Annotated in this window: 19 protein-coding genes and 2 other RNA genes; 4 read left to right on the top strand and 17 right to left on the bottom strand. The window is 33.0% G+C overall.

Going from position 1 to position 19,715, the window contains the following annotated elements:
- The first annotated feature begins 23 nt into the window (after positions 1 to 23).
- The gene (typA, locus tag NE054_RS00375) at positions 24 to 1,856 is read left to right on the top strand and encodes a translational GTPase TypA (protein WP_297887025.1); all 1,833 of its coding nucleotides are present in this window, start codon (positions 24 to 26) and stop codon (positions 1,854 to 1,856) included.
- Between the two features lie 28 nt (positions 1,857 to 1,884).
- Here the strand turns inward: typA and NE054_RS00370 are convergent, their stop codons facing one another.
- From NE054_RS00370 to NE054_RS00300, 15 genes are all read right to left on the bottom strand, one after another.
- On the bottom strand, positions 1,885 to 3,105 hold the full coding sequence (locus NE054_RS00370) for a sigma-54 dependent transcriptional regulator (RefSeq protein WP_297887024.1): 1,221 nt from the start codon (positions 3,103 to 3,105) through the stop codon (positions 1,885 to 1,887).
- Complete coding sequence (locus NE054_RS00365; protein ID WP_297887023.1) at positions 3,102 to 3,926, bottom strand: hypothetical protein; 825 nt, start codon at positions 3,924 to 3,926, stop codon at positions 3,102 to 3,104. Before NE054_RS00365 ends, NE054_RS00370 begins: the two co-directional genes overlap by 4 nt.
- Before the next feature lie 8 nt (positions 3,927 to 3,934).
- The gene (gene gmhA, locus NE054_RS00360) at positions 3,935 to 4,519 is read right to left on the bottom strand and encodes a D-sedoheptulose 7-phosphate isomerase (RefSeq protein WP_297887022.1); all 585 of its coding nucleotides are present in this window, start codon (positions 4,517 to 4,519) and stop codon (positions 3,935 to 3,937) included.
- A gap of 25 nt (positions 4,520 to 4,544) precedes the next feature.
- Positions 4,545 to 4,895, bottom strand: a transfer-messenger RNA (tmRNA) gene (gene ssrA, locus NE054_RS00355).
- A gap of 49 nt (positions 4,896 to 4,944) precedes the next feature.
- Complete coding sequence (locus NE054_RS00350) at positions 4,945 to 5,379, bottom strand: universal stress protein (RefSeq protein WP_297887021.1); 435 nt, start codon at positions 5,377 to 5,379, stop codon at positions 4,945 to 4,947.
- A 15-nt stretch (positions 5,380 to 5,394) separates the two neighbouring features.
- Positions 5,395 to 6,405, bottom strand: coding sequence for a YeiH family protein (locus NE054_RS00345; protein WP_297887018.1), 1,011 nt, complete (start codon positions 6,403 to 6,405; stop codon positions 5,395 to 5,397).
- Between the two features lie 94 nt (positions 6,406 to 6,499).
- Entirely contained in the window at positions 6,500 to 8,401 is a 1,902-nt protein-coding gene (locus tag NE054_RS00340; protein WP_297887016.1) for a DUF3488 and transglutaminase-like domain-containing protein, read from the bottom strand.
- Complete coding sequence (locus tag NE054_RS00335) at positions 8,398 to 9,291, bottom strand: DUF58 domain-containing protein (protein WP_297887014.1); 894 nt, start codon at positions 9,289 to 9,291, stop codon at positions 8,398 to 8,400. Before NE054_RS00335 ends, NE054_RS00340 begins: the two co-directional genes overlap by 4 nt.
- Positions 9,255 to 10,178, bottom strand: coding sequence for a MoxR family ATPase (locus tag NE054_RS00330; protein WP_297887012.1), 924 nt, complete (start codon positions 10,176 to 10,178; stop codon positions 9,255 to 9,257). Before NE054_RS00330 ends, NE054_RS00335 begins: the two co-directional genes overlap by 37 nt.
- Before the next feature lie 2 nt (positions 10,179 to 10,180).
- Positions 10,181 to 11,023: a pantoate--beta-alanine ligase gene (gene panC / locus NE054_RS00325; RefSeq protein ID WP_297887010.1), complete on the bottom strand. Its 843-nt coding sequence runs from the start codon at positions 11,021 to 11,023 to the stop codon at positions 10,181 to 10,183.
- Positions 11,023 to 11,457: a hypothetical protein gene (locus NE054_RS00320; protein WP_297887008.1), complete on the bottom strand. Its 435-nt coding sequence runs from the start codon at positions 11,455 to 11,457 to the stop codon at positions 11,023 to 11,025. Before NE054_RS00320 ends, panC begins: the two co-directional genes overlap by 1 nt.
- A gap of 19 nt (positions 11,458 to 11,476) precedes the next feature.
- Positions 11,477 to 12,151, bottom strand: coding sequence for a rhomboid family intramembrane serine protease (locus NE054_RS00315; RefSeq protein ID WP_297887006.1), 675 nt, complete (start codon positions 12,149 to 12,151; stop codon positions 11,477 to 11,479).
- Complete coding sequence (locus NE054_RS00310) at positions 12,138 to 13,355, bottom strand: MFS transporter (RefSeq protein ID WP_297887004.1); 1,218 nt, start codon at positions 13,353 to 13,355, stop codon at positions 12,138 to 12,140. Before NE054_RS00310 ends, NE054_RS00315 begins: the two co-directional genes overlap by 14 nt.
- A 12-nt stretch (positions 13,356 to 13,367) precedes the next feature.
- Entirely contained in the window at positions 13,368 to 14,354 is a 987-nt protein-coding gene (locus tag NE054_RS00305) for an NAD(P)H-dependent glycerol-3-phosphate dehydrogenase (RefSeq protein ID WP_297887002.1), read from the bottom strand.
- Positions 14,355 to 14,431: 77 nt separating this feature from the next.
- Entirely contained in the window at positions 14,432 to 15,124 is a 693-nt protein-coding gene (locus NE054_RS00300) for a ChaN family lipoprotein (protein WP_297886999.1), read from the bottom strand.
- Positions 15,125 to 15,161: 37 nt separating this feature from the next.
- Between NE054_RS00300 and mutS the strand changes: the two genes are divergently transcribed.
- The 3 genes from mutS to NE054_RS00285 all read left to right on the top strand — a co-directional run bounded on the left by mutS (position 15,162) and on the right by NE054_RS00285 (position 19,147).
- Positions 15,162 to 17,729 carry a DNA mismatch repair protein MutS gene (mutS, locus tag NE054_RS00295; RefSeq protein ID WP_297886997.1) on the top strand — a complete coding sequence of 856 codons (2,568 nt, stop codon included), beginning with the start codon at positions 15,162 to 15,164 and terminating at the stop codon, positions 17,727 to 17,729.
- 75 nt (positions 17,730 to 17,804) lie between these two features.
- Positions 17,805 to 18,005, top strand: coding sequence for a YgaP-like transmembrane domain (locus NE054_RS00290; RefSeq protein WP_297886995.1), 201 nt, complete (start codon positions 17,805 to 17,807; stop codon positions 18,003 to 18,005).
- Positions 18,002 to 19,147, top strand: a complete 1,146-nt coding sequence (locus tag NE054_RS00285) for an exonuclease SbcCD subunit D (RefSeq protein ID WP_297886993.1) — start codon at positions 18,002 to 18,004, stop codon at positions 19,145 to 19,147. Before NE054_RS00290 ends, NE054_RS00285 begins: the two co-directional genes overlap by 4 nt.
- Positions 19,148 to 19,149: 2 nt before the next feature.
- Here the strand turns inward: NE054_RS00285 and rnpB are convergent.
- Positions 19,150 to 19,492: RNase P RNA component class A (gene rnpB, locus NE054_RS00280), an RNA gene on the bottom strand.
- Between the two features lie 30 nt (positions 19,493 to 19,522).
- Positions 19,523 to 19,715, bottom strand: a 193-nt coding sequence (locus NE054_RS00275) for a YraN family protein (protein ID WP_297886991.1), incomplete at its 5' end; no start/stop codon positions are given.

The following is a 19,715-nucleotide window of genomic DNA, read 5'->3' as shown; positions in this document are numbered from 1 at the left end:
TTATTTTTTTAAAGGAGAGTTTTATGAACTTACAAAAGGAAATTTTAGAGACTGATAAACTTTACAGAGAAGATATCAGAAACATTGCAATCATTGCCCACGTTGATCATGGAAAAACAACTCTTGTAGATGCCATGTTGAAGCAATCCGGACTTTTTAGAGAGAACGAAGAAGTGTTAGAAAGAATGATGGATAACATAGACCTTGAAAGAGAAAGAGGCATCACCATTATGGCTAAAAATACAGCTGTAAGATACAAAGATTACAAGATAAACATAGTTGATACTCCGGGACACGCAGACTTTGGTGGAGAAGTGGAGAGAACTTTAAAAATGGTAGATGGCGTTATCCTTTTAGTTGATGCTGCAGAAGGTCCAATGCCTCAAACCAGATTCGTCTTAAAAAAGGCTTTAGAAGCAAAACTAACACCGATAGTTGTTATCAACAAAATAGATAGACCAGATGCAAGGATTCAAGAAGTAATAAACGAAGTTTACGACCTTTTTATAGATTTAGATGCAACAGAAGACCAACTTGAATTTCCAATACTTTACACTATAGGAAAAGAAGGAATAGCAAAAGAAGATTTAAACGACGACTCAAAAGATTTAAAGCCACTGTTTGAAAAAATAATAGAGTACATTCCTGCTCCAACATACGATGAAAAATCCGGATTACAGTTTCTTATAACTTCTTTAGATTACGATAACTTTGTAGGAAGGCTTGCCATAGGAAGAATATTTAACGGTACAGTAAAACAAAATCAGCAAGTTGCAGTAGTAAAAAGAGATGGTAGAGTAATAAAAGGAACTGTAAGGGCTCTATACACGTACGAAGGTTTAAAAAGAATTGAAACAAAAGAAGCAAAAGCTGGTGATATTGTAGCAATAGCCGGATTGGAAGATATAACGATAGGAGAAACTATAGCCGATGCGGAAAATCCAGTTGCGTTGCCACCTATTATGGTTGAAGAACCTACGATATCTATGATTTTTTCCGTTAACGACTCACCTTTTGCAGGAAGAAGTGGAAAATTCCTAACATCAAGGCACCTACGGGAAAGACTTTATAAAGAAACCCTAACAAATGTGGCTATAAGAGTAGAGGATACTGAAAATCCGGATTCTTTCTTGGTTATGGGAAGGGGAGAACTGCAACTTGCAATCCTTGCGGAGATGATGAGAAGAGAAGGATATGAGTTCCAAGTGTCAAAACCGGAAGTTATCGTAAAAGAAGAAAATGGAAAAAAGTTAGAACCGGTAGAAAGAGTTTTGATAGATACTCCGGAAGAGTACGTTGGAACAATAACACAGAAATTAGGTTCAAGAAAAGGTCGTATGGTTAACATGATAAACCATGGCTTTGGTAGAGTAAGACTTGAATTTATAATACCTTCAAGAGGACTGATAGGATACAGGTCTGAATTCAAAACAGATACAAGAGGAGAAGGTTTATTAAACACAATCTTTGAAGGTTGGGAAGAGTGGCAAGGTGAAATAAAAACAAGAATAAATGGAGCGTTGATAGCTGACAGAAAAGGAGTAGCAACCCCATATGCAATATTTGGTTTACAAGATAGAGGTGTTTTCTTTATAGACCCGGGAACGGAAGTTTACGAAGGAATGGTAGTTGGAGAACACAGTAGAGAAAATGACCTTGATGTAAATGTTACAAGAGAGAAAAAGTTAACCAACATGAGAGCTTCCGGCTCCGATGAGAATATTAAAATAATTCCGGCTAAAAAGATGGATTTTGAAAAGGCAATGGAATGGATAAACGAAACCGAGTTGATAGAAGTCACCCCGGATGCAATAAGAATAAGAAAGAAAATCTTGGAAGCCAACAAAAGAAAATAAGTTTAATGGGAGCTTTGAGCTCCCTTAATCACATCTGTATGTTATACTGCTTTAGTTTTCTCCATAAAGAGACATAGCTGATTCCAAGTATTTTAGCAGCGAGTTTTTTGTTCCCTTTGGCTTTTTTCAATGCTTCTACAATTCTTTTTTCTTCACTAAATAAAACTTCTTCTGATACTTCTAAGGATTTTTTATCTTCGTTGAAATAAACATACTCAGTATTTAAATCTTCCACATCTATAAAGTCTTTTGTAGAAAAAATACTTACAGCATCTAAAAATGCTCTTAACTCTCTAACATTCCCAAGCCAATCCCTTGACATTAAAACTTCCATTGCTTTTGGTGTTATCCTTTTCCCTTTTTTTGACAAAATACTGTTTACTATCAACGGTATATCTTCCTTTCTCTCTCTTAAAGGTGGTATTTCAATCCGGATAGCACATATTCTATAAAACAGGTCGTTTCTAAAGTTTCCACTTTCCATCTCTTTAAGAAGATTTTTGTTCGTTGCTGATATAATCCGGACATCCACCTTTTTTGATTTGTTTGCTCCAAGTCTTTCAAACTCTTTTGTATCAACAAAAACAAGAAGTTTTGCTTGAGATGTTAAAGAAAGGTCCCCTACTTCATCTAAAAACAACGTTCCACCATCTGCAATTTCTACCTTTCCAGGTTTAGATGTTACCGCTCCTGTAAATGCTCCTTTTTCATAGCCAAAAAACTCCGATTCAAAAAGTGTATCCGGAATAGCGGAACAGTTAACAGATACGAACTTGTTTCTTGACCTTTTACTGTTTAAATGAATCCATTTTGCTAATTTTGATTTTCCTGTTCCAGTTTCTCCGGATATTAACACGGATATGTCATGTTGTGCAACCAACGAAGCTCTTTCTAATAGCATTTTCATTTTTATATTTTGAGTGTTGAATACGATAAAGTCATCACTTACTTCATTCTCGCTAAAGTCCATAAATTGAATAAAGTACCCTCTGTGTTGACCGTAATAATCAAACAGTTTATCCACTTTAAAATAACCTTTGTAAAGATTTCCATTTTTGGTTTTCAAGAAAGATACAAAACTAGAAAGCTCATCTATATCTTTCAAAGACCTATCTAAAATTTTGTCTAACTTCTCTCCGATAATCTCGTAATTTTTGTAGTTTAAAAGTTCTACAAGAGTCTGGCTGATTCTTTTTACAACTAAATCTTTATCCGTTATTATTAGATTAAGCTCATCTATAAAATTCATTGTTTAGTTTCACTTTCTAACTTTGACATAAGCTTATTATAAGCATCTATATTATTTTCCTCTTTATAAATCTTTGCAAGGGCAAGAATTAAATTTTTTTCGTTTGGATATTTATTTACAGCTTGTTCTAAATATGACTTGATTTGTGAATCTTTGTACCCGGATTTAAGGTAAATATCTGCCAAAAGTTGTAATGCAGGTAGGTAATCACTTTTTATCTTCAAACTGTCCTTTGTAGATTCAACTGCTAAAGGTATTTGTCCTATTTTGTAATAAAGCTGTGCTACCTTAAATTTAGTTTCAAAATCAGACTGGTTTTCTACAAAAGCCCTTAGATAAAAGAATATAGCATACTTGTAATTTCCAACGGATTCATACTCTTTTGCCTTTTGTAAAAAGTATTCATAACGGCTCATCGGTAACTGTGTTTGATTTGTAGTAGGTTGAGGAACTGTTGGAGGTGGAAGATTTAAAGTTTTGTCTATGGTCTGTTTTAAATCCGGAAGATTTATACTTTTTTCTGCAATCTCATTTATTAACTCTTCTTCATTTTTTACTTCTTTAATATCCAAAGATAAACTTGTTTTTAAAGTTTCTTCTACCTTTTTAACAACTTCATCAATGTTTATATACTCTTGGTAAACATTTATAAAATTTTCTTTTTTTCTCTGGTTTTTATAGTAGTCGTAAAATAGATAACCAATTATAGTGTAAGAAATCAAAATACTCATTATCCCTACTTTTAAAGCAGAAAATTTCCTTTTTCTCTTTTCAGAAACATCTACCAAAGGATGAACATCAAAATCTTTTTCATTACTCATGATAAACCTTAATCTTCAATTTCTCCGGATAGGTACATATCTATGACTTTACATATCGAATGTTCCAAAGTTAGATGAACTTCTTGAACTCTTGCTGTGTTATCTGACTTTACTATAAAAGCTTTGTCCACAAGGTCTTTTAATTTTCCACCATCTTTTCCCAAAAATCCTACTGTGAAAATTCCCATCTCTTTTGCAACTTTTACAGCTTCTATGACATTCTGAGAATTACCACTTGTAGAGATTCCTATAAGGATATCACCTTGATTACCTAACGCTTGAACCTGACGAGAAAATATTTTTTCAAATCCGTAATCGTTTCCTATAGCTGTTAATGCTGATGTATCGGTTGTTAAGGCGATAGCCGGATATCCTTTCCTTTCTTTTTCAAATCTTCCAACTATTTCCGCTGCGAAATGTTGACTGTCTGCTGCACTTCCACCATTTCCACAGATAAGAACTTTTTTCCCGATTTTTAATCTTTTAGCGATAAGTAATCCTAAATTTACTATATCTTCCGCGTACTCATAGACAAAATCTTTTTTTAAATTGGCACTTTCTTCAAAAAGCTGTATGATTAGATTTTCAAGCATAAGAAAATTATATCAGATTTTTTATGAGTGGAGGCGGGGGGAATCGAACCCCCGTCCGACAAGAGCTTTAGCAGGAGGGCATCTACATGCTTAGCCTGTGTTTGGATTTCGCTTCTCTCTTTCCCACAGGCAGGAGGAGAGAAGCTATCCCCGTAAGGTTTCGGAGATTACCTCAGGGGAGGTTGGTAATCCCCTATCCTGTATGTCTTACGCCCTATCCCAGCCTACAGGCAAGCCAGGTAGGACGTCGCTGCGCTAATTAGGCAGCGAGAGCGATTTCGCGTTCGGGAATTGTTTGTTTTTGGTTTTTTACGTAGTGACCTTCTACGGCATGCTTCCCTTTGCCAACTCTTGCCGTCGAACCCGTATCGCCCCCATATTCAATTGGATAAATAAATATATACTTTTTAAAAAATTTTTCAATACTATTTTACAACCAACACACTCTGATTTGCATATTTCACAAGTTCAGATGATGTACTTCCTAAAAGTAATCTTTTGAATCCTCCAATTCCTCTATGTCCTACAACTATAAGGTCCGCTTTTATGTCATCTGCATAGTTCATCATCTCTTCTGATGGGTTTCCTTCTAAAACTTTATAGGTGGCTTTTAATCCGGATTCTTCAACTAACTTAATGGCTTCTTTTAAAAACTTTTCTTCTTTAGTTATCTCTTCTTTTTCGTACTCTTCCAGTTCTTCTGGTGTTATATAATCAACAATACCAAATTCTAAAGGTTTAACCACACCAACAACATATATCTCTCCTAAAGTGCATTTTGCTATCTCGATAGCTTTTTTTAGAGCTTTTAAAGAGTATTCTGACCCATCGTATCCTACAACTATTTTTTGGAAAGCCATAACACGTTCCCCCTTTTACCCTAAAAATTTGTGAACAACTAAAGTTACAATGTATCCTACCACAAAAAGATAGATAAAAACAATTAAAGCTGAGTATATAGGTTTCATTCCAGCTTTTTTCATCTTTTCTAAGGATGTTTCTATTCCAAGGGCAGCCATTGAAACGGTAAGTAAAAATGTATCAGCTTGGTTAATCATATTAACCGTTTGTTTTGGAAAAACTGACAAAGAGTTTACTCCTACCATAGCGATAAACCCGAAAACGAACCAAGGAATAGGTATCTCCCTTATGTTTACACCGTGAGTTGCATGTTTCTTAGCAAAGTAAAAGCTTAGAAATAGTAAAAGTGGAGCAAGCATAACAACTCTTGTTAGTTTTGCTATGGTTGCTGTGTTTCCTGCTTGGTCCGATACTGCAAATCCAGCTGCGACAACCTGAGCAACTTCGTGAACTGTTGCTCCTGTGTAGATTCCATAGGTTGAGTCATCTAATCCCGGAAGTAATCCGGATTTATAAACAGCCGGATATAAAAACATGGCTATAGTTCCAAAAATCGTTACAGTAGCAACAGCCATCGCAGCTTGATGCATCTGCCCTTTTACTATAGGAGATGTTGCCAGTACTGCAGAAGCACCACATATGGAAGAACCAGAAGCAATCATATAACTCATTGAAGTATCAAGACCAAAAAATCTTTGTGATATAAAAACAGTTAATACAAAAGTTGATATAAGCATAAAGGCATCTACAACCAAACCTTCTAAACCTACATCAATAATATTTTGAAATGTAAGTCTAAATCCTAAGAATATGATTGCAAATCTTAAAATTTTTTTCAGTGAAAAGTTTATTCCGGGTTTTAAGACTTCAGGAAGTTTTATAGTGTTACCTATAACCATACCTATGATAATAGCTATAATCAATGGACTAAAATTTACGGTGGATTTTACAATCTCTAAATTGGAAATAAACATTGCAAAAAGTGCCAAAACACTACTAAAAATAAGTCCTGCCAAATACTGCATACATTCCCTCCAAAGAGTTAAAGTTGTTTGTATATTTTAAACCTTACAGATTTGATTTTAATTTTAAATTTTCAATAGGTGTATTGAGTTTTTATTAAAAAGAATTTAGTAAACTTATAAGTTTTTTGTATTCATCTTTAGTTATCTTTTCATCTTTAAAGATAAACTTTTCATACTCTTTTACAAATTTTAGAGCATATTCTTTTATTTGAGAATCTTCTATTCTCATGACAAACTCTTCTAATCCTTCATTTTTGTTTTTAATGTAGCCGTATTTTTTTAGTTTTTTTAAGAACTTTTCTAAAGCTCGTTTTTCGTAAGGTTTCCTATAAATGTTTATAAGGTTAAATACAATGTATGATATTAGAACGATGAAAACTAAGTAGAGAAGTTTGTTTTTTTCAATGTTGAAATCTTTGTTTATCTTAGGTGCTGTTAATGTTGTTAATCCGGATTTTACTTTGTTTATAAGTTCAATCTGCTTTGAAAAGTCGTAGTTTACAATAAATGTTGTGTAGTAGTAGTCTAAAAGTTCAAACATAACCTTTATTTTGTTTGGTTTGTAAAGCTGTTCTACAGCTAAGTCTCTTATTGGGGGTGTTGGGTCGTACTTTATCCATTTTCCATCTATGTAAGCTTCAACCCATACGTGGGCATCTTTTTCTCTAAAAATGTAGTATCCTCCGGCTTGGTTGTACTCTGTCGTTTTATAACCACCAACAACTCTGGAAGGAATACCGTTTAATCTAAGTAGTACCGCCATCGCAGATGCAAAGTATTCACAGTTTCCTTTTTTTGTTTTAAATAAAAACTCTTCCAACGGACTATCACCTGTAGGAAGGTTTTTAAGAGAGTAAGAAAATGTTTGTAGGTAGTTGTAAATTTCTCTTGCTGTTTGTTGTTGGGTATCCTTTTTAAACTTTTCCGCTAAGACTTTTATGTTGGTTGATAAATCCGGAAGTTGTAAATACATAGAAGGGTTTAAAGTTTGAGAGTAGTTATCTGTTAAAACAGATTCACCACTGTATTTAATTTTAGAAGTTATCATCTTGTCTGTTTTATACACCAAATCCGGAGATTTAAAAATGATAAATCCCGAAGGTTGAGAAATACTGTATGGAATGTCTACCGTAAACAGATACTGTTGATATGTAGGTTCTAAATAAATGATGTAATTTAACTTTTGTCCGTAAAATCTGGTAAACTTTGTCATAAAAAAGTTGATTTTGGTACTCCAACTTTTACCATCAAAGTAATCAAAAACAACACCCCGTAAGTAAAGCTCATTAGATGTTTTTTCCATAACAACCCTTGCAACTAAGGAATCGTCCTGTTGTATGTTAGAAACTTCCCCAAGACCTACCTTGTCAGAAAATCCGGTTTTTCCTTTTCCTTGAGTTTGTAAAAAGTTAAGCATTGGATAGTTGGTTCGTGGAAGTGTAAAAAACAGGAAAATTTTAAATGGAATTGCAAGTAATGGAATGATTGATGTTTTTATTAAAAGAGATTTTAGTTGAGTTATGTTAAAAACCATATTTGGGTCTTTTTGGTAGTAAGAAAGTAAAATAACTCCGTAATTTAAAAAGAATGTGTAAAAAATCAGATAACCTAAAAACACCATATTTATTGATAAAAGGGTGTATCCTGATAAAATAAGAGCTATCATCAGGAAAATTTGCATGTAGTCTCTGAATTTTTTTTCTTCAAGAAGTTTTAAACTTAGTAAAACTGTAATAGTGTCTATGGCAGGTTGGACTATGTTGTTGGTGTTTATCTGCATAAACATAAGTAAAGCAGATAAAATTCCGGTTGTGTTTAGAATAAATCTTGAAACAACAAAATGTTTATAAAAATCTCTATAAAAAGCAACTAAAAACAATAAAGAAAAAACAATACTGTACAACGCAGACAGTTGAGAAAAAATTATACCGTAAGCTGTCAAACTTCCTACGTAAGCGTTTATCTTAACAAGGTTGGCGATAGATATTTGTTTCATATCTTCATCATCCCATAAGTGGCAAATTTTGATAGGAGTTTTTCTCTTTCTGATTTTAGGTTTATGTTATAAACATGGTTTTCAAACTTTATGAATGTATTTTCAAACTGTTTGTAATTTATTGTGATATAAGTTAAAAATGATAGTTTTTCTTCCAATGTTAGATTTATTTTTTCAAATTCAACTATTACCGGTTGAGATTGTAAAGCTGAAAATACTTTTTCCTTTAATTTTTCAGATTTTGCAGACGATTTCCAATCTATGTATTTTATGGGTGTTGTTAAAGTGTAATCTCTTACTCCTAAAAAATCTCCTTCGTAACCTATATTTTCAGATGTTGTTTCACCTTTTTTCTTGGAAAGTTCAGAGTATGTAAAGTATAAAGGATATTTTTTAGGCTCGGGATATACAAATTTTTTGTAATCTACTTTCAAGGTTTTACATCTTATAAAGAAGTTAAACGGAAATACGGAACATATTTTTACAGAGTTTATTTCTAACAAGCCTCTTTTGGATACTAAAAAATTTATGTTTTTTTCATCTTCTGTATCTACCACAGGAAATAAAACACTTTTATCTTCTAATATAACTTCAATCAAAAAAGAGCTTAGGAATTTTTTGTTGTTTTTAAGTTTTACTTTTAAAACAAACTCTCTGTTTGAAAAAATTTCCTCCGGAAAATCCAAATCTATCTGTAAGTTTTCTATATTTCTTTTTCCAAAGAATCCGGATAGTCCCATAAAACTCAAAAAAGCTGAAACGATGAAAAACAGTAAGTTGTTGTTTGTGTTTACAGCTGCAAAGCCAATAAATACTGTGGTAAGTATGTATATCCATCCGGCTTTTGTTATTTTTATAACGGATGGATAGGAATACTTTCTACTATCCATTTTACTATCTCTTCTTTTTGACCTTCAAACTCCGGTTTAAACATTACTCTGTGAGGTATTATGTATTTGTACAGTTTTTTTATGTCTTCCGGAATGATAAAGTCTCTTCCTTCAAAGTAAGCGTTTGTTTTTGCTGTACTTACAAGAGCAAGAGTTCCTCTTGTTGACAATCCGGATTCAAGATACTTACTTTCTCTTGTAGCCCACACTATATCAAGGATGTAATCTGCCATTTTATCCGATACATAGACTTTTTTTATCTCTTCTTGTATTTTTAATATATCTTCTTTTGATAGGAACGGTTTTATTTTGTAAAGTTCTTCCCTTTTGCTTCCCCCTTTTATCACCTCTTTTTCCGCTTCTCTTGATGGATAACCTATTGATATTTTCATTAAGAATCTATCAAGCTGTGATTCCGGAAGTGGAAAAGTACCGTACTGCTCGGAAGGGTTTTGAGTTGCTATTACGAAAAATGGTTGAGGTAGTTTATACGTTGTTCCATCGGCTGTAACTTGTTTTTCTCCCATTGCTTCAAGTAATGCTGACTGGGTTTTTGGAGTTGCCCTGTTTATCTCGTCAACAAGTAGAATGTTGTTGAATATTGGTCCGGGTTTAAACTCAAACTGATTTTTCTCTTTGTTGTATATAGATACACCGATAATATCGGAAGGTAGCAAGTCCGAAGTTGCCTGAACTCTTCCGTAATCTAATCCTAAAACTTTTGCAATTCCTATTGCTAATGTAGTTTTTCCAAGTCCTGGTAGGTCTTCTATTAAAAGATGTCCTTTTGAAAAGAAGGTTATTAAGGTAAGTTCTATCGCTTTTTCTTTTCCGTGAAGGTACTGTGATAAAAAAGCTGTAATCTCTTTTATTAAACTTTTTTCCATCTTTACAACTCTATGTTATCTATTAGTCTTGTGTTTTCTATATAAACTGCAACTGCAATGATATCGCCTTTTTCTGCTGTTTCTTTTGGTTTTAAACTGCTTTTGTCTACAAGTTCTACATACTGAATTTCTTTTAACAATGGTGCTTTTTTTATAGTATCTATGACTATTTCTTTTATTTTTTTAGAGTTTTTCTCTCCACTTTCAAATAGTTTTTTACCTTCAATAAGTCCTTTGTATATAAACAAAGCTGAATCTCTCTCTTCTTTTGATAGATAACTGTTTCTTGAAGACATTGCAAGTCCATCGGGCTCTCTTACGATAGGGCATCCTATTACGTTAACTGGTAGGTTTAAATCTTTAACCATTCTTTCAATGACTTTTAGCTGTTGATAATCTTTTTTCCCAAAGTATGCGTTATCTGGACAAACGATGTTAAACAGTTTTAAAACAACTGTTGTCACTCCTTTAAAATGTCCGGGTCTAAAATCTCCACACAATCCTTTTGAAAGTTCAACCACTTCAACATAAGTTTGGTATCCTTCCGGATACATGTCTTTATAATCCGGATAAAAGATAAAATCAACACCTTCTTTTTGGCATAGAGTTTTATCTCTTTCAAAATCTCTTGGATACTTATCTAAATCTTCATTTTTACCAAACTGTAAAGGATTGACAAATATACTTACTACCGTTATATCGTTTTCTTTTTTAGAGCATCTTATCAAGGAAAGATGCCCTTCATGTAAGTATCCCATCGTTGGAACAAATCCTATCCTTTTACCTTCTTTTTTTAGAGAAAGGGTTAAATCTTGCATCTGTTTTGGATTGTTTATTACCTGCATTACAGTGCTCCTGATGTTAGGTATTTTATCAGTTTTTCATTCTGTTTCTTATTTAAAACAGATTGGACAGATTTAAAAAGGTTTATATCCAAAACGGTCATCTCTGACTTTAATTTTGCTATCTCTATGATTAGGTTTTTTACTTTATCCGGGTCCGAATTTCCGTACACAAGTTTTTTTAGTTCCTCTTCTTTATCTTTCAGTATCCTTGCTTTTCCAAGCATGATAGGAAAGTATTTGTCGTACTCTGATTTTATAGCATCTATCTGTTTTTGTGTTAACTCTAAATCTGTTTTTTGAAGCATGACAATGTTGTAAATGTTAAAGGGTTCAACTAAAAAATACTTATCCATCCATGAGTAATCTTCCTTAGGTTGAGCAAAAACTTCAAACAGTAAAATCAAAATAAAACCAATCGTTAAAGTTAGTCTCATTTTCTCTCCATATGTGGTCTTAATATCTTATCGCTGAATAGTGGATTAACTTTAGATTTTTTGTATAAAGTTTATCAACTAAAATCCATCCGGCTATAAATCCACCTATATGGGCATACCATGCAACACCACCTAAATTTGTAGGTATAAACATGGCGTATAAAATTTGAATTACAAACCAGTACCCTATAAAGAACCATGCAGGTAGTACAAAGAAAAAGAATATAAAAGGAGGAATTACTGTCAAAATTTTTGCGTATGGATAAAGTTTCATATAAGCAGCTAACACTCCACTTATTGCTCCTGATGCTCCGACCATAGGTATATTCAAGCTTCCTTCTAAAATAGCTACTGCTGACTGTAAAAAAGCAGCTACCAAACCACTACCAAAGTATAAAACTAAAAACTTAAACCTTCCCAAAGCATCTTCAACATTGTTCCCAAAAATCCATAAAAATAGCATATTACCAAAAATGTGAGCAATGCTACCATGAATAAACATATGGGTAAAAAGATTTAATACATTTAACTCAACAATATCCATAGGTAAAAGTCCATACTGGTGAACAAAGATTTCAAGCTGCTGTGGAGGTAAAGTTAATTCGTAAATAAATACTCCTACATTTATACTTATTAACAAAACCGTTAAGTAAGGAAAAGAGTTGGTTGGTATATTGTCTTTAATTGGTAACATTTTTTACTCCCTTTGAAGGCATTTCCATTGTAGAAACAAGTATTAGCCACATTACAGTCAAAACAATCAAGAATAGAAAGTTTAACTTTGCTGATTCATCAACTTTTAGTAAAAGTCCACCAATTGCTCCACCTACAAAAGCACCAACAAACTGGGCTGTGTTAAAGACTCCGGATGCGGTTCCTTTTACATGAGGTTTTGCGTACTTACTCATCAAAGAAGGCATTATAGGTTCAAGCATCATAAATCCGGTAAAGTAAACTACAATAGCAAGAACGGTAAGATAGAAGTTTTCTTTAAAAATCAAAAACATTATAAAAGATAATATAAGAATAAGGATACCTAACATCTTAACTTGTTTTATCTTTCCTTTTTTCTCCGCTATTATCGTAGAAGGAACCATTACTGTAAGACCAACAAAAAACATTAAAAGATATATTTTCCAAATATCTTTTAAATCTATACTGTGTTGATGAGCGAATATTAAAGGTACTGCTGTAAATACAGCTGTCAGAGTCATATGAAGGACAAACATTCCAAAGTCCATTTTAAGTAAGTTTTTATCCTTTAAAACAACTGAAAGATAAGAGGATGTAAATTCAGCATCCTCATGGTGTCTTACAATCGGAGGTTCTTTGATACCAAATATCACATAAGGAAGAGAGATTAATCCAAGTATTCCGGTAAACAAAAACACTCCAGTTAACCCAAAGTAAGAGGCAATCAATGGACCCAGCACCATACCAAACGCAAATGCCATTCCTATTGACGCTCCAATAGTTGCCATTGCTCTTGTTCTAATCTCTTCTCTGGTCATATCAGCCAAGAGAGCAATAACAACCGAAGATACAGAACCAATACCCTGTAAAAATCTACCAATAACTAATAGGTGAATGTTTTCTATGTAAGATGCGTAAGCTGAAAGAAAACTACCTAATACAAAGATAATTGTACTTGATATTATGATAGGTTTTCTTCCTATTTTATCACTCCACAAACCGTAAGGTATCTGGAATATTGCCTGTGTTAAACCATACGCACCTATCGCAAGACCTGCCCAAAATGCATCTGAACCTGGCATATTTTTAGCATAAATACTTAAAACCGGTAAAGCTAAAAATAAACCTAACATCCTCAGAGAGAATATAAACGCAAGCCCAAGTGTTATCTTCTTTTCTTCTAGTGTAAAATCTTTATCTATCAATTTAAATCCTCCTTAAAACTCCGTTTTTAAGTCTCTCATCATTAGCATAGTGGCTGCTTCTTTTGGGTTTAATCCTTCGTATAAAACTTTGTACACCATCTGTGATATAGGTAATTCTATCTTCTTTTCTTTTGCTATTTTATTTACAGCTTTTGCTGTTGTATATCCTTCTACTACCTGTCCTACTTCTTTTATCGCATCTTCTACTTTGTATCCCTTTCCAATGAGTATTCCAAATTTTCTATTTCTTGATAAATCTCCTGTGGCTGTAAGAATCAAATCTCCTAATCCGGATAAACCATAAACCGTTTGAGGATTCCCTCCGTAAATATTTGCTATCTTACTTATCTCATAAAGACCTCTTGTTATCAATCCTGCTCTTGCGTTGTTCCCAAATTCAAGACCATCACTTATTCCACTTGCTATTGCTATAACATTTTTTACAGCTCCACCAACTTCGGCTCCTATAACATCCTCCGATAGATAAACTCTAAATGTTTTTGTACTCAAATATCTCTGTAAATCCTTACCAATCTCCAAATTTCCGGCTAAAACGACCGCTGTAGGAAGCCCCATTATAACCTCTTTTGCAAAAGATGGTCCAGACAGTGCAAATATATATTTTGAATCCACTTTTAAACTTTCTACTATGATATCAGACACTAACTTTAAAGAATTTATCTCTATTCCCTTTGATGCTGAGATGATAGGCTTTTTAATATTTAACTTCACGTTCTCAAGAGTTTTTCTTATAAATTGAGTAGGTATTGCAACTATAACAACATCCGAATCGTCTGCCAATTTTTGTAAATTTTCATAAGGAATAATGTTATGAGCAAGCATCACATTTGGATGGTACTTTCTATTTTGATGGTAATCTTTTATATCGTTTAAAACATCTTTGTCTATATCCCATAAAAAAACATTTTTAAAGTTATAACTTAAAACTTGAGCTAAGGCTGTTCCCCAGCTTCCGGCTCCGATAATACCCAAGTTCAACTAAGAGAAAACCTCCAGATGATAATAATAAATTTTACCACACTTTACCATTTGAAAATTGGCTTGTAAAAGGAAAATTAATCGTAAATAAAAATTCTCATATCTTTATCTAAAATTTGTAATATCCTTTTTATTCCGTCGGTATGACCTTTTCCTACTAAGGCGATAACTATGTAATCCGGATATTGTTTTTTTATCTGATAAATTTTGTAAGCCATAGAGTAGTTCCAAGCAAGTTGAATGTCAAAAAAAGCTTGTTTGTTTTTAATCTGAGGATGATTTTTAATTACATCTTCCAACTCTTTGATTTCCTGTTGTGTTAATTTTGGAATAGGTTTTGGTATGTAAGGGCTGTCTATATTTTCAATACCTTTTTCTTTTATATCTTTTAAAACTTCGGAAGGAATGTTTAAAGCAAAAACTTTAATCCGATTTTCCTTTGCAAAGTTAAGTATATCTTTGTAATATTTAAAGTCAAACCCCCATCTCTTTTTATACTCGGTTTTTTCCAAAAACTCTTTTTCAGATATCTTTCCTTCTACAAAATCATCTAAGTACTTTTGAAAAGGTTGTTGAAACATCTCCATGGCTATTACAACTTTTTTGTTGTAGTTGTAAAAATCTTTTATAACAGACAGTTGTATCCTATGGTCGTTTTCATCTGTATGTATCTCTCCTACGAGAATAACATCGTAACTTTTCAAAGCATTTGAAAATGTTAAAATAAATCCTATAATAAAAGCTACAATTGGAGATAAATAAAGTTTCATGATAATAATAATACAGTAAAACTTTGAGGATTGGTAGATGGAAAATTTAACTCCAATGGTAGCTCAATACCATAAGATTAAAAACGAGTATCAGGACTGTTTACTTTTGTACAGACTTGGTGATTTTTACGAGCTATTTTATGAAGATGCAATAATAGGCTCAAAAGAGTTAAACATTGTTTTGACAAAGAAAAAAATCAGTAAAGATAAAGACATTCCAATGTGTGGTATTCCTTACCATTCTGCTGATAGCTACATAACAAGACTTGTATCAAAAGGTTATAAAGTAGCTATATGTGAGCAACTTGAAGATTCTTCAAAAGCAAAGGGAATAGTAAAAAGAGATGTAATAAGAGTAATTACCCCCGGAACATACTTTGATAATGAAAAATTAAAAACAGGACTTATGGCAGTTTATAAAAAAGCAGATAAGTACGCTGTTGCATATTTAGACCTTGGAACCGGAGAATTTTACGCAAGTATCCTAAACAAAGAGGATTTAATATCTTTTGCCAACAAGTTTTCTCCAAAAGAGATACTAACTCCACAAGATTTAGATATTTCCTTTTTAAACCAAGATTATAAAAATTTCTTTACAACAAAACTACCGGAAGAATTCTTCAATAAAGACTCAGAAAAATCACTTTTAGACCATTTTAAAACAAGAAGTTTACTGTCGTTGGGATTCAACCAGTTTGAAGAAGAATTTATTATTAAGCCATTATCGGCAGTATTTAAGTATGCTAAAATCACTCAAAAATCTTTCTTTCCTTATATCTCACCACCTAAACCATACCGTGAAGATAGGTATATGAAAATAGATTACTCCACTATAAAACATTTGGAACTAATATCTTCTCAAGAGCATAACCCGTCATTACTTTCAGTTGTAAACAAAGCAACAACCGGAATGGGAAAGAGAAAAATAAAATTTATGCTACTTCATCCTTTACTTAAGGTAGAAGAGATACAAGAAAGACAAGATACAATCCAAGAACTTACCCAAAATCATACTTTAAGAGAAAGTATTAGAGAGCACTTAGACAAAATATACGATATAGAAAGACTTGTTGCAAAAATAACATCTAACACTCTTACCCCAAAAGATATGGTAGCACTGAGAGAGTCTTTAAAAAAAGTAAAAGACCTAAAACAGTTTAAACCCAACTCTAAACTTTTAAAATCGTTGATAGAAGGTCTAAACCCTCATACAGAGCTTGTTGAAAAGTTAGAAAATTATCTTGAAGATAATCCACCTTTCCATTTGAAAGAAGGAGGACTTATAAAAAAGGGAGTTGATGAAAGACTTGATGAGTTAAAAACGTTAAAAGAAAATGCGGAAGAAATAATAAATCAGTATCAACAACAAGAAAGAGAAAGAACCGGAATATCAAGCCTTAAAATAGGTTTTAACAAGGTTATGGGATACTATATAGAGATAACAAAACCAAACCTAAAATTTGTACCTTCCGATTATAAAAGAAAGCAAACCCTTTCCAATGCAGAAAGGTTTACCACATATTACCTCCAACAGCTCGAAGATAAAATACTCTCAGCTGATGAGAAAATAAAAGCTCTTGAATACGAAATATTTAGCCAAATAAGAGAAGAGGTTGTAAACCAATCTTACGAAATAGAAGAAACTGCAAGAGCTTTGGGATACATTGATGCCTTAGCAGGATTGGCTCAAGTTGCTGTAGAAAAAGGATGGATAAAACCAAAAGTCCATACCGGATACCATCTTCATATAGAAGAAGGATATCACCCAACTGTTGCAAATTACTCAAAAGACTTTGTACCAAACAGTGTTTATTTCGATAAAGAAAGATTTTTCCATGTAATCACTGGACCTAACATGTCCGGAAAAAGTACATACATAAGACAAGTGGCTTTACTAACAATTCTTGCTCAAACAGGTTCTTTTATTCCGGCTTCATCAGCTGAAATAAGTATAGTAGATGCTGTATATACAAGGATAGGTTCAGGAGATAACCTTGCAAAAGGACTTTCAACTTTTATGGTTGAGATGTTAGAAGTGGCAAACATTCTAAACAATGCAACAGAAAACAGTTTAATCGTTTTAGATGAGGTAGGAAGAGGGACGAGTACTTACGATGGAATAGCCATAGCTTGGTCCGTTTCAGAGTACATAGCGAAAAATATAAAAGCAAAAACATTATTTTCTACCCATTACCATGAACTAACTCAGCTGGAAAAGGAGATTAACGGATTAAAAAACTTTTATCTTGCAATAAAAGAGGAAGAAAACGGAGAAATAAAATTTTTATACAAAGTTTTAGAAGGATTTATAGACAAAAGTTATGGAATACATGTTGCAAAGTTGGCAGGATTACCTATATCAGTTGTAGAAAGGGCAAAAGAGATACTGAGCCAGCTGGAAAACAAAAAAACTCAAAACTATCCGGAACAACAACTTCAACTTTTGTTTGAAGAGATAAGACAGCCAATCAATGATTACAAATCAGAAAAAAATGACCAACTTATAAACTTTATAGAAGATATAGATATAGCCACAACAACTCCACTTCAAGCGTTGATGATACTAAACCAGTTGAAGAGTATGATAAAAAGTCTGAAAGATTGATTTTCTAAAAGTTGCTGAAAATGATAATTTTGATATAATTAAAATTTAGAAAAAATTTATCAGGAGGTAAGCAATATGACACCATTAAGAATTCAAAGGATAATGATGAGTATAATCCTTATAGCCGGATTACTTTTAGATTTAAATGGTGTGGAATGGGGTAAGTACCTTATATGGTTTGTTGCATTGATGTCTTTATTTGCCGGAATAACAGGTTTTTGTCCATCTGATGTTATTTTAAAGAGAATAACCGGTAAACAAACTATGTGCGGATGAGATTTTTACATCTAAGTGATACACATCTTGGGTATCACCAGTACGGTTTAGTAGAACGGGCAAAAGATTACTTTGATGTTTTTTTAGATGCTGTAGATAAAGCTATAGATTATAAAGTTGATTTTATTATTCATACGGGAGATTTCTTTCATACTCACAGACCATCAAATGAAACTTTATTACAAGGTATTGAGATTATCAAAAGATTAAAAGACCATAATATACCGATTTTTACAATAGCCGGAAATCATGACAGAGGAAGTGGCGTAAGAGATAAATCAGCATTAGAAGTTTTGAGCCATTTAGGACTAAAAGTTTTAGAAAGTAGTGTAGATGATAGTTTGGGTGTTAATGTATTTGGAATTAAGTATGTATCCCCACTGTTTATAAAAAAACTGTTAAATCTAAATGAAATTTTTGAAAATCTCTATGAAAAAGCCCAAAACAAAAACAATTTTAACATTTTGATGCTTCATCTTGAGTTTGAGCCGTTTTTTCAATCGGGATTAAAGTTAGAACAACAGTTAAAAGAAGGTATGTTTGATTATATTGGAATAGGACATTACCATCAAAGACAAGAGCCGTTAAACATAAACGATACAACGGTAGTTTACAGTGGCTCTACCGAGTATACCCAATTCAATGAAAAACAGTATGTAGAAAAAGGATGTTACTTGGTTGAGGTTGATGGTAAAAAATGCAAAACTAATTTTATTCCCCTCAAAACAAGAGAGTTTTTAAGTTTTTCTTTTGATGATGAAACCTTTCCTCAGACCTTAGAAAGTTTGAAAAATTTGGATTTTGGCTCTTTTGTCAAAAGTCCGATTCTTTCTTTAAAAGGGACAACGAAAAACTTCTTAACAAAGAAAGATGTACTCTTGAGATTAGAAAAAGAAAACTTAATCAACAAGTTCCTTTATATCAACTGTGAGGTTGTAAATCACTCAAAAACTGTTTTAGATTTTCAAATACTCGATGATGTAAATAATTCAACTACCATAAAAGAAAAACTAAAAGAGTTATTAGATGAAGAAGATTTAATAAATAGGTTAGAAAGTGTTATTGAAAAAACAAAAGGTTTTGACGATTTAAAAGAGTTAGAGCAGTTTATAGAAAGTCACGAAGATTTATTTAAGTTGTGAGAAGCTACGGCTTTGGAGTAAGCCGGATTCTGTTTTAGCGGTCATTTTTCTAAGCTCCCTACCCGAAGGCATCGGTCGGGCAAACCTGATAGCGCCTTCCTACTTGGGATTGCTCCGGGAGAGGGTTGCCAACCTACGATGTCACCACCGTAGGTAGTGGGCTCTTACCCCACTTTTTCACCCTTGCCTCCATGTCCACACCTGTAAGGTGTGCGGATTGGCGGTCTGTTTTCTGTGGCCCTATCTGTGAGGTTACCCCCACCTGTCTTTCGACAGCTCCCTGCCCTGTGGAGTCCGGACTTTCCTCACCGGATATAAATCCGGTGCGAACCGCCTCAAAGCCGTAGCTTAAATAATAATAAAAATATGTATTTTTCAATAAAAGTCAAAGGTAAATGCGTTCTCAATGTGGTTTATCTGGTTTTGATAGATTGCTAAAACATCAAATCTTATGGATTTATCCAACAAATTTTTTTGATAAAGGTAGTGCTGTGCTGTTTTTAGAATTTTTTTTATTTTTGCTTGTGTGATACTCTCTTGTGGTAATCCAAATTTTTTTATGGATAAA

Origin of the sequence: Sulfurihydrogenibium sp. (assembly GCF_027448985.1) — a bacterium.
Lineage (GTDB): Bacteria > Aquificota > Aquificia > Aquificales > Hydrogenothermaceae > Sulfurihydrogenibium.
The sequence above is the reverse complement of the archived record's forward strand: the minus strand, read 5'-3'. Positions and strand labels throughout refer to the sequence as shown.